General features: G+C 46.1%; 5 protein-coding genes. All 5 read left to right on the plus strand.

The window, feature by feature from the left end; all coding sequences use genetic code 11:
* The first annotated feature begins 143 nt into the window (after positions 1-143).
* The 5 genes from H8B06_RS09705 to H8B06_RS09725 are packed head-to-tail and all read left to right on the plus strand — an operon-like array spanning position 144 to position 12,138.
* Positions 144-3,242, plus strand: a complete 3,099-nt coding sequence (locus H8B06_RS09705) for a SusC/RagA family TonB-linked outer membrane protein (protein ID WP_190994087.1) — start codon at positions 144-146, stop codon at positions 3,240-3,242.
* 16 nt (positions 3,243-3,258) lie between these two features.
* A complete protein-coding gene (locus H8B06_RS09710) occupies positions 3,259-4,794 on the plus strand; it encodes a RagB/SusD family nutrient uptake outer membrane protein (protein WP_190994088.1) in 1,536 nt (511 codons plus the stop codon).
* A gap of 14 nt (positions 4,795-4,808) precedes the next feature.
* Entirely contained in the window at positions 4,809-7,427 is a 2,619-nt protein-coding gene (locus tag H8B06_RS09715; protein WP_190994089.1) for a cellulase family glycosylhydrolase, read from the plus strand.
* The gene (locus H8B06_RS09720; protein WP_190994090.1) at positions 7,427-8,770 is read left to right on the plus strand and encodes a sugar porter family MFS transporter; all 1,344 of its coding nucleotides are present in this window, start codon (positions 7,427-7,429) and stop codon (positions 8,768-8,770) included. Before H8B06_RS09715 ends, H8B06_RS09720 begins: the two co-directional genes overlap by 1 nt.
* A 23-nt stretch (positions 8,771-8,793) precedes the next feature.
* Complete coding sequence (locus H8B06_RS09725) at positions 8,794-12,138, plus strand: tetratricopeptide repeat protein (RefSeq protein WP_190994091.1); 3,345 nt, start codon at positions 8,794-8,796, stop codon at positions 12,136-12,138.
* The last annotated feature ends 9 nt before the right edge of the window (positions 12,139-12,147 follow it).

Raw genomic sequence — 12,147 nt, forward strand, 5'->3', positions numbered from 1 at the left:
CCTTATCAAATATAAACTTTTGTTATGCATAAGCATTCATTTTTCTAAGTATTGGGCTTTAGAAGTCCAATAAGCGAGTGTAGCGAAGATAAAATTAATTTTCCTACATGTTAAGTTAACAAATTATAATAAAAACCAACTGTATGAAGAATAACATCATATTAAATTATGTGCGATATCTGCTAGTCTTGATATCGAGCTTTACATTCTTGGGTGTACAGGCCCAAAATGTAAATTCAGTAACTGGATCCGTATCCGGCAGAAATAACGGTGAACCACTATCTGGTGTCACCATCACAAATTTATCCACGTCCGAAAAAACGACCACTGATGTCAATGGAAAGTTTTCTATTAAGGCGGTGGACGGAACTGTTTTACAGTTTTCCTCTGTGGGATATGAGACTTATGAACAGACCGTGAACAATGCCGTGTTAAACGTATTGCTTTCAGCGAATTTGAACAATCTGAATGAAGTGATTGTTGTTGGTTACGGTACGGCGACCCGGGCCAGCCTGGTCAACGCCGTATCAAAAATTGACGCGAAAGATGTGCCAAAGGCAGCAAACAGCTCTGTTGCACAATTAGTTTTCGGTCGGGCCCCTGGCGTTCAGGCCGTACAGCAAAGTGCTGAACCCGGGGGAAACATCACGCTATCTATTCGCGGGCGTGGAAACCCCTTGATCGTTATTGATGGTGTAGTGATGCCCAACGCGGGGCTTGAGCCCGGTAATAGTGGTGTTGCAAGTGAATTGAATGGTGTGAAAAGAGGAGGCTTTGCAGGATTAAATCCGGAAGATATTGAATCCATGGAGTTTCTTAAAGATGCGAGTGCGGCCATATATGGAGTCGGGGCATCCAATGGGGTTGTATTGATCACCACCAAAAAGGGACGTACAGGCAAGGCTTCTGTGACGTATGACGGGGTCCGTTCCTTCGTAACCAACCAGAAGTATCTGGAGCCGCTGACGGCTAGACAATATATGGAAGAATTTAACCGGCTGGGGCTAGACAAATACTTGTTTGACAACAATATGGCGCCTTTCGGTTCCAATGCGCCTGGCAATTATACGCCACGGTTTTCTCAGGAAGAAATCCAAAATACCGGAGAAGGGACAGACTGGCTTGGCTTGGTTCTTCGAAACGGAGCTGTTGATAATCACAATGTGAATATTACGGGTGGCAGCGACTTTATGAAGTATTATGTTTCGGGCGGATACTTTGGCCAAACGGGGACGGTACAGAATTCCGGTCTGTCGCGCTATACAGGGCGTGCAAATCTCGATTTTAATTTGACGAACTGGCTAAAAGTCAATGTAAACCTAAGCGGTTCGCGTGCGGACTATCTCAATTCAACGGCAGGTTGGCAGACAGGTAACTCCGGCACCCAGGGCTTTGGTGCGCTTCAAGCCGCTGTTGCTTATCCCCGTTTCGTGCCAGTTTACGACGAGGCCGGAAATTATAGTCTATTTCAGGTAACGGGTAACCCCGTCTCTTTGTTGGATATTCAGGACAAAACGGCATTCAATTCACTCAATACCTTTATCTCCGCTGATTTCAATATCATCGGCGAAAAGTTAAGAGCAAAACTCCTTTACGGAAATGTATATGAGAGCAGTGAACGAGATTTTTTTGTGCCCTCGACTACATTCTATTTTCAGTTATATCGCGCACGAGGTTCACTCAATCAATCTACCCGCAACATGAATACGATGGAAGCTACAGTGATGTACAATGAGTCCTTTTGGGAAGATAAACTAAAGTTTGATTTTGTCGGCGGGATTGGCCAATATCCCGTCCGGGAGCGTGGATTCGGAGCGGCTAGTGCGGATATGAAAGACGGAATTGGCACAGACAATCTGTTTGCTGGTTCGGGCGATGTCCGCGTATCGTCTTTTCACAATGCAGATAAGAGACGTTCACTTTTCGGTCGTGCATCATTCGATATTATGAACCGGTACTTCATTCAGTTTGCGGGACGGTACGATGGTTTTAGTCAGTTCTTTCCGGGGAAAAAATTTGCGTTTCTTCCATCCGTGTCTGCTGGATGGACGCTGACAAACGAATCGTTCTTGCGTGATGCAAGTTTTTTAGATCTCCTGAAAATACGCGGTAGTATCGGTGTAACAGCGGAAGCTTCGGGTTATGCCTATGCGACATTTCAACCCGATAATTCATTGGTCAGTTTCAATAGCGGCGCTACGCAGATTATTCCTTATGTCCTAGCACAGCTTGACCAGCCGAACCTAACTTGGCCAAGGACGATTAATAAGAATATCGGTATCGACTTTTCATTATTCAATAGCCGTATCAGTGGCGCCGTTGACGTGTTTAGAGATGATCTTACGCGCTTGATAATGGATGCGCCAACGGAAGCGCTGAGTATTTTCGGCGAGGAGCCTGTTAATGGAGGACACCGTGTCAGGAAAGGGTGGGAAGGCAATATCAACGCTTCGGTTATCAGTTCAAACGATTTCAAATGGAATGTCATCTTTAACCTCTCTCATATGACGTTTGAGCACAAAGAACGCTTCCCTTTTGAAATCCTGAATCCCGGCGTGTCGGCTACCGATCCAGTTAATTCCATTTATGTATTTCGGACGGATGGGCTTATCCAGCCTGGGGAAGCCTTGTCGGAAGCACAACAGACACTGCCTACCAGAGGTCAGCTACCCGGCAGCCCCCGAATCGTGGATTTGAATGGTGACGGTGTCTTGGACGCACACGATATTTTACGATATGACTCCGCACCATTGTATACGTTGGGGTTCGGTAATATGTTCACGTATAAAGCATTTGATTTCAGTATATTTTTCTACGGCAATCGAGGAGCTTGGGGATTTAATAACTTACGTACATGGGCCAATCCGATAAATATTCTAACGGGCGTGCAAAGCGGAATTGCAGAGATAAGCGATGTTTGGACGACCACCAACCCAGACGGTACTATACCCGGTGTTGCCTTTGATGCACCAGCGTTAGGTCTTCCCGCCGGTATTGATACCGATTTGGAAAAAAGAGATTTTATCCGATGCCGAAACATTGGATTAGGGTATACGCTAAGCCAGTCTGGATTAAACAAATATGTCCGAAACCTAAGATTTTTTGTGGACGTGCAAAATCCTTTTATTATTACAAATTACAAAATTGCCGATCCAGAAGTGCAAGTTGGCAGTGTCAAGGGTGGAGCTGCCCCATATCCAATGGCGACAACGACTTCAATTGGTTTAAAGGCAGCATTTTAACTATAATATGAAGAATATGAAAAAGATATTGCTATTATTAGCTGTAAGCCTAATAGGTATTTCTGGTTGTGAGAAAGGACTGGAGGCACAACTTCCAGGCTCTTTAAACCCAGATTCATTCCCAAAAACAGAAGCAGACTTCAAGTCCATGGTTACGGGCGTCTATAAGCTTTTTGGATCCAAATGGAGTTATTCCGATGGAGGAATCGTGGGAGATCTTTTTTTTGGTGTGGAGTTTTCAAATATTTTCGTAAACGATTACCCAGGCGATGCTATGGCTTACTTTCCGGAGTGGGGTGGCTTTTTTGATTCCTTCAGTAAAGCGGACTTCAATTTTTTAAGAAATGTCGACGGAAGACGCAATCACTTAGAAAAGATCAGGTTTATAACGAAGATCACACAGCTGATCGCTGATATTCAACGTTCCGACGTCGTCAGTGAGGCGTCGAAAGCAGCCTTCGAAGCGGAAGCGCGGACAGCACGAGGCATCATCATGTATTATCTCCTGAGCATGTATGGCCCAGTTCCGTACATCGACGATCCCGAACTTATTGGCAATAGCGAGGCAGAAGCGAATATGTCTCGGCCGGAACGGGCTACCTATGTCGCACGCGTAGCGGACGATCTGCGTTTTGCCGCTGACAATTTAGTACAACCGAGTGAAGCAGATTACGGACGCTTTAATAAGGGCTGTGCATTAACCTTTTTGATGCGGTTATATCTCCATGAAAAGGATTGGGGAAATGCAGAGCTCATTGGCAGGGAGTTGCTCACCATGGGGTATGGACTTGTCGATGACTATGCAAGTCTTTTCCGTGTGGCTACCGAAAAAAATAGGGAGACGATCTGGGCCGTGTCCTGTGATCCAGCGGCAAATGGTAACAATAACCTTGGAAACTTCAACGCTTGGCCACTTTATACCTATCCTTCGGATTACCCGGGGCTGATCTCGGCTCCAGGTGAGCCTCGCAAAGGGGGTTGGGCCAATCCGGGCGCATTTACGGCAACTTGGTCGTTCTATGATTCTTTTGACCCTGATGATGAACGGAGGTCGCTGTTGATCACCTCTTATCAGCCGGTAAATTCTGCGGGTGTGCCCACCGGGTCCCAAAAGAATCGGGAGAGTGGAATGCGGGGTCCCGTGATCAGCAAATATCCTGATGATGATCCTACACCTTTTTCTGGAAATGACATACCCGTATGTCGCTATGCAGATGTGTTATTGATGCTGGCTGAAGCCATCAACGAACAACAGGGTCCGGTAGCGGAAGCGCAAGGCTACGTTAACGAAGTTAGAAAGAGGGCTAACTTACTTGATCTGGAAGGGAATGATATTGCTTCCAAAGAGACGTTTCGCGATGCGATCCTTCGCGAAAGGGGATGGGAATTGTTTTTGGAGGGACAACGTCGTATAGATTTAGTCCGAATGGGTAAATTTACGGAGATGCTCGCTAACGCGGGTAAAACGCCACAGCCTGGAACAGGGTTGTTCCCCGTACCGCAGTATATGTTGGATAGAGGAATGGAACAAACGGAAGGATACACAAACTAAAATAGAGTTATTTCATGATGATATTAAGAAAAAGTATTATAGGTGCACTTACCTGCTTCAGTGTACTCACCACTGCTGGACAAGAGTCAACGCCTCAAGCATACCTCGATGATCGTGGTGTAATACGCTGGTCTGACTCTAAAGAGGAAATAGCGCTGTATGGTGCGAACTATTGCTTACCTTCTGCATGTGATTACCGGGCTGCCGGTTATCTCACCGATGATCGAAAGAAAGTTATTGACCAAGATATGGCGCATTTTGCCCGTATGAACTTTGATGCACTGCGTGTCTGTATCTGGGGCGACTATGAAAATACGGACAAAGAAGGCAACCTGATCGAGAATGACCATTTAGATCTCGTCGACTACCTCGTTGCCAAAGCGAAGGAACGTGGCATACACATGCTTCTCAGTCCGATCGTAACCTATAGCTCGCTTTTTCCCGATGCGATGGGTGATACGCTGCGGATCCAGGGAAGCCTCTCCCATACCTATAAAAAAGGGGAACTGGGCACCAACCCTGCGGCTATTGAAGCGCAGTGCAATTATATCAGCCAATTATTGAACCACGTCAATCCATATACCAAGATGGCGTTGAAGGATGATCCATCTATCCTGTTTATTGAAATGATCAATGAGCCTACACACCACAGCGCTGATGTGAAAGGGTCTGTACGGTATATCAATGCGCTTATTGATGCGGTTCGACGGACAGGGTGTGATAAGCTGGTCTTTCACAATGTAAGTCAGGATTTCGACATCGACCAAGCTATGGGGAAAAGTGATATCCAAGGGGCGTCTTTTGCTTGGTATCCGTCAGGGCTGAACTCTGGAGGCTATTTGCCAGGTAACTATCTACCGTCGGTAGATAAATTTTCCGAACGCATGATGAGCCCTCATTTGCAAAAGTTAGGTCGGATTGTTTACGAGTTTGACAGTCCTGATTTGGTCAACGGATACATGTATCCCGCCATGGCTCGATCATTTAGGACCGTAGGAGCGCAGTTTGCGACTATGTTTTCATATGACATGTTGGTGACGGCTCCTTACAATTTGGGCTGGCAGACACATTACCTTAACATGGTCTATACACCCGGTAAAGCTGTCAGTGCGATGATTGCTGCGGAAGTTATGCGTACCGTACCCATGTATAAGGATTACGGTAAATATCCTGCCAATACCGTTTTTGAAGATTTTCGTCTGCATTATGAAGATGATCTAGGGGAACTCAATAGCGATGAGAAGTTCTACTACACTAACCACACCGATAGTAAGCCTGTGGCGTTGGATAAGCTTCAAAAGATAGCAGGGGTAGGTTCTTCGCCTGTCGTACAGTATGAGGGAAGAGGGATCTATTTTCTGGATAAAATTGATTCGAAGACTTGGCGTTTGGAGGTTTATCCGGATGCTCTGCCCATCCGTGATCCGTTTGAAATGCCAAGTCCGGATAAGGTTGTTACAAGGAGTATCAGCAGAACGTGGCCTATGCAGGTCCGTATACCGGGTTTGGGAGATAACTTTCATGTCGTATCTTTGAACGACGGGAACAGTTTTGCTGCTTCTGCGGTCGACGGGACTTTTGGAATTCATCCGGGAGTCTATATGCTGACGGCAGATAAAACATTTGATATTGCTAATCTACCCCGAAAGGTGGGTCAGCTGAAGATGGACGAATTTGTATCGCTTCCGGATCAAGAACTGCCGCTGCAGGTCGTTGCTGGTTCACAGACGCACTTTAACGAAGGAAAACCTCTCCATTTCACGGCCGAAGTCTATCATCGGGACTTACCCGATTCGGTACAGCTCTTTGTAAAGGTAGCCAATAGCCGGCGCTTTATTCCATTTACCATGCATCGCACGTCAGGATATACATATGAGGTGTCCGTCCCCTGGAGAGAAAGATTTTTTAATGCAGGCCCAATCTCTTGGTGTATTGTAGTAGATCATGATGGACGAGCAGTCAACTATCCCTCCCAAACGACCATAACGCCGCTTGATTGGAATTTTTCTGGATGCGAGACCTGGGATGGCCAGATTGTTCCGGCAAGGGGGGCCATCAAGTTAGTTGACGTTGCGAGCGACTTCACACGAATCTCCGCTTCGCGCATGGATGGAGGTGTGCGCGCCAACTATTTTTCGCTGGTAACATCTGATCGAGATGGAGAGCCTGCAATACGTGTCGGAATTCCGTACGATCACGATTTAGAAGATTATACGATATCGCTGCCGGTAGAAGATGTTATAAATCCCTTGGGGAGCAAAATTCTGGAGGCAAGACATCTTGTTATTTCGGCAAAAGGGTTAAAAAATAAACAAGAAGCATTTGTGACGCTCGTTGAAAAAGACGGTACAAGTTGGTCCAGTCTAGTGCCGGTTACGGCGGATTGGCAGGATATACGTATTCCCGTTGATCAATTTAGCTTAAACAGGGGGGTCATGTTACCGGTAGGATATCCCGGTCGCTGGAACTACTGGCTTACCCCAGCCTCCGATAGAGGACATGCAACAGATAAGGTACGGTTGGATAACTTGCAGAGCATACAGGTATCGATGCGCCCCGCGACAAGCGGCGTGTCCGAACAAGAAAAATCTTCCAGTGTGGATATCAGTCAAATCTATTTTACCTTTAATTAATGAACAAGCAAGAGAAAGTTAATCATAGCTACATCATTGGAATCTCGCTGATATCCGCGCTAGGAGGCTACCTTTTCGGTTTCGACTTTGCCGTCATATCAGGAGCTTTACCCTTTTTACGGATGAGCTTTCAGCTCGATGCCTGGTGGGAAGGCTTCTTGACAGGATCACTGGCCTTGGGTTGTATCATCGGATGTTTATTTGCCGGCAATATAGCGGAGCGGTTTGGACGCAGGCCAGGTCTTATGCTTGCTGCGCTGATTTTTGCCTTCTCTTCCTTGGGTATGGCTTTTTCTTGGGGGCTATCATCGTTCGTTACGATGCGTTTTTTATCGGGGATAGGCGTAGGCATGGCCTCGATATTGAGTCCCATGTACATTGCGGAGATTTCGCCGGCTAAGATACGGGGGCGGAATGTCGCGATTAATCAACTCACTATCGTTATAGGAATCCTGATAACCAACCTCGTAAATTATTTTATTTCGGACGATGATCCAGAGGTTTGGCGGTGGATGTTTGGTTTGGGAGCCATTCCGGCGACCTTTTTTTTCCTCGGCGTAATCTGGTTGCCCGAGAGCCCGAGATGGTATGCACTCGTCGGTAAGCACCAGAAAGCTAAAGAGGTTTTAGCCCGTTTGGGATCGCCGCTATATGTTGAAAAAACCCTTAGCGAAATTAATGCTTCCGTAACCGGGACCATTAAATCTTCCTATCGTGATGTTTTCGGAAAGGCAGTGCGACCGGCCATTTTGGTGGGGATCACGCTCGCCGTATTTCAGCAGATTTGCGGCATCAATGTCGTCTTTAACTATACGTCTACTATTTTTGAAGCTGCGGGAGCAAGTTTGGACCGGCAGTTATTGGAAACAGTATCCATTGGTGTTGTGAATCTTATTTTCACCTTTTTAGCCATGTGGCAAGTAGATAGATTGGGAAGACGGCCGCTCATGCTATTCGGGGCGATCGGGTTGGCGTTATCCTATGTCGGCTTGGCGCTGCTCCTGCAAACCGGAGCTTATACAGCATTGATTTCAATTGTTGTCCTGTTGGCCATCGCCATTTATGCGACTTCGCTTGCTCCGGTCACGTGGGTGATTATTTCAGAGATTTTTCCAAACCGGATCCGGAGTAAGGCGTCATCGATAGCTATCATATCGCTCTGGGCCGCATATTTTATCTTAGTCTTTACATTTCCCGTGCTGGTAGAAAAATTAGGAGCCTATGGCCCTTTTTACCTGTACGCCGGTATCTGTCTTTTAGGGTTCTTGTTTATCAAATTAAGGGTTAAGGAAACAAAGGGGCAGACACTCGAACAATTGGAGGAAACATTTACATCGCATTAACTAAAACAATATAACTGATACACATGGACGTGAAGATTTGGCAGGAATCGGTAACTATCGGCACTTACGAAGTAGGGAAACCCGATACGAATCCGATGTTTTTTGAAAGCAGGGTATATCAAGGGAGTAGCGGAACGGTATATCCATATCCCATAATTGAATCCATCAGTGATAAAAAAATAGATAAAGTCTATCACGGTCTCTTCCTGGAAAACCAGTACATCAAGATCATGGTCTTGCCGGAGCTCGGAGGGCGGATTCAGATGGCATATGATAAAATTGCCCATCGTCATTTTATTTATTATAACCAGGTTATCAAACCTGCTTTGGTGGGACTCTGTGGCCCCTGGATTTCTGGTGGCATCGAATTCAATTGGCCGCAACACCATCGCCCCAGTACATTTGATCCTGTTGATTTTGCGCTCGAGGAGAACGTCGACGGGAGTAAGACCATTTGGGTGAGTGAAGTGGAAAAGATGTTCCATACCAAGGGGATGGCCGGCTTTACGCTTCATCCCGATAAGGCCTTTCTAGAGATTAATGTAAAGCTGCATAATCGGACGCCGCTGCCACAGACATTTTTATGGTGGGCAAATCCGGCCGTTCGGGTAAATGAGCACTATCAATCTGTATTTCCACCGGATGTCAGTGCGGTATTTGATCATGGGAAAAGAGATGTTTCCTCTTTCCCCATGGCTACAGGAACGTATTATAAAGTGGATTACGCACCAGGTACGGATATATCAAAATACAAAAATATCCCGGTACCTACTTCTTATATGGCTGTCAATTCGCGGTATGATTTTGTAGGGGGGTACGAGCATGACAGTAAGGCAGGTGTCCTACATGTAGCTAACCATCATGTTTCGCCGGGAAAAAAACAATGGACCTGGGGCAATGGTGATTTTGGTTTAGCCTGGGACCGAAATTTAACGGATAACGACGGGCCTTATATCGAACTAATGACAGGCGTATTTACCGACAATCAACCCGATTTTTCTTGGCTGATGCCTTATGAAGAGAAAGCGTTCACGCAATACTTTTTACCGTATCGAGCGATTGGTATGGTGAAGAATGCATCCAAAGATTTTCTTCTAGGATTAGAACATATTGACGATCGTATCATCGTACGTGTTTTCGCTACTTCGGTTTTTACCAATGTCCGAGTAACGTTACAATATGGCGATCTAACCATATTAGATCGAGCGGTTGAATTGTCGCCTACTACAATTTTCCAGGAAGAGCTTCGGGTTGATTACGCTGTAGAGGAAGACAAGTTCAAATTGGTGCTACATTCGAAGGAAGGTGCGGAATTGCTCCGGTATGAGCCTAGCCTAAATGATAAGTATGCGCTCCCCCCGCCGGCCGAACCAGCGCCCCGTCCGGAAGCAATCGGAAGTATAGAACAATTATTTTTGGTGGGACAGCACCTGGAACAATACCGACATGCGATTTATAATCCCGTATCGTATTATGAAGAAGCGCTACGTAGAGATCCTACTGATGTCAGAAGCAACAATGCGATGGGCAAGTGGTATCTGCGCAAGGGGCGTTTTGTGCTATCTATACCCTATTTTAAGCAAGCTATTGCTACCTTAACCAGCCGTAACCCCAACCCTTATGACAGCGAACCTTATTACAATTTTGGCCTGGCTATGGTGTTCGGCGGCAATCTCGATGCTGCTTATGATGCTTTTTATAAAGCAACCTGGAGCAGTGCATGGCAGGATAGTGCTTTTTTTGCTTTGGCACAGATCGATGCCATCCGGGGTGACTTCGACAAAGTCCTGGAGCACATCGATTGGTCGCTGGATCGAAATGCAAGAAATGGTAAGGCATACGTGCTGAAAGCTTTTGTATTGCGTCAGCTAGGATTGTCGGAGGCTGCCATCGATGTTTCCAATGTTGCCTTGAAACGGGATCCGTTTAATCTGGGCACACTTTTCGAAGCCTTCCTTTCTCATCAGGCCCAAAAACGATTGGCAGAATCGGAGGATTTATTACAGCAGTTTTTGGCTATTTCCCGGCAACAGCCGCATACGCTTATCGAGTATGCGATCGATTTTGCCGCTTTCGGCGCATATCGCGAATCTATTGAAATCTTGAGCTTTGCGGCTCAGGATGACGCAAAAGATCCCCTTATTTATTACTATACAGCCTATTATTGGCTCAAACTTGGAGATCGAAATCAAGCGGATGCCTGGCTTACCAAAGCGACGTCTGTCGATGCAGTGTACTGCTTCCCGAATCGACTGGAAGATATTCTTGTATTGGAAACCGTGTTGGAGCTAAATCCCGAAGATGCTGGTGCCGCCTATTATCTCGGTAATCTTTGGTACGACAAGCGGCAGTATGAATTAGCAATCTCCTGTTGGGAAAAGACCGTGTCACGCGAACCAAATTTCCCAAAGGCTTATCGGAATCTTGCCATTGCCGCGTACAATAAGCAGGATGATATCGAGAAGGCGGTCCGTTACTTCGAACGTGCATTTGTTCTCGATAATACGGATGCACGGATATTAATGGAGTTAGATCAGCTCTACAAACGATTAAACTATCCGCTGAGGGATCGACTTGCCACGCTCGAAAAATGGCAACAGGTTGCCGAACAACGCGACGACCTGTATCTTGAAATCAGTGCGATATACAACTTGCAGGGACATTTTCAGAAAGCTTACGACCGGATTATGAACCGCAAATTTCATCCTTGGGAAGGTGGTGAAGGCAAGGTTTCTACTCAATATAGCTATAGCTTGGTGGAATTGGCTAAAGAAGACCTGCGGAATTCAAGGTTTTCGGAGGCGATCGATAAATTGAATCAGGCGCAATCGTACCCTTATAACTTGGGAGAAGGTAAACTGCCCGGTGCCCAGGAAAACGATATTTTCTATTGGATGGGATGCGCTTATGAACGGCTGGGCGAGTTGGACGAGGCAAGGTCTTTTTGGACGAAAGCCACAGTCGGATTATCAGAGCCGGCAGCTAACATCTTCTATAACGATCAACAACCCGATAAAATATTCTATCAGGGGCTAGCTTGGAAAAAACTGGGGGATAAAGCTGCGGCTGAAATAATTTTTCGCAAACTTTATGACTACGGAATGGCGCATTTGCATGATGATATAACGATAGATTATTTTGCAGTTTCGCTCCCAGATCTCTTAATTTTCAAGGCAGACCTCCAGGAGCGGAACCGCCTACATTGTCTTTACATTTCGGCCTTGGGGCTGTTTGGGATAGGGGATTATAAGGGGGCGCTTCAATATCTTGATACCGTTGTGCGCGCCGATAATATGCATTTTGGAGCACACTGTCACCTTAAATTGTTGCATACGCCTGCGTTGAACATATTGTCGGAAATGACGTGATTCTAAAAT

It is taken from the genome of Sphingobacterium micropteri (genome assembly GCF_014692515.1).
Classification (GTDB): Bacteria; Bacteroidota; Bacteroidia; order Sphingobacteriales; family Sphingobacteriaceae; genus Sphingobacterium; species Sphingobacterium micropteri.

What these genes read in the sequence shown, in the direction of transcription:
- H8B06_RS09705 (WP_190994087.1), top strand. Translation starts at nt 144, where the DNA reads ATGAAGAATAACATCATATTAAATTATGTGCGATATCTGCTAGTCTTG.
- H8B06_RS09710 (WP_190994088.1), top strand. Translation starts at nt 3,259, where the DNA reads ATGAAAAAGATATTGCTATTATTAGCTGTAAGCCTAATAGGTATTTCT.
- H8B06_RS09715 (WP_190994089.1), top strand. Translation starts at nt 4,809, where the DNA reads ATGATGATATTAAGAAAAAGTATTATAGGTGCACTTACCTGCTTCAGT.
- H8B06_RS09720 (WP_190994090.1), top strand. Translation starts at nt 7,427, where the DNA reads ATGAACAAGCAAGAGAAAGTTAATCATAGCTACATCATTGGAATCTCG.
- H8B06_RS09725 (WP_190994091.1), top strand. Translation starts at nt 8,794, where the DNA reads ATGGACGTGAAGATTTGGCAGGAATCGGTAACTATCGGCACTTACGAA.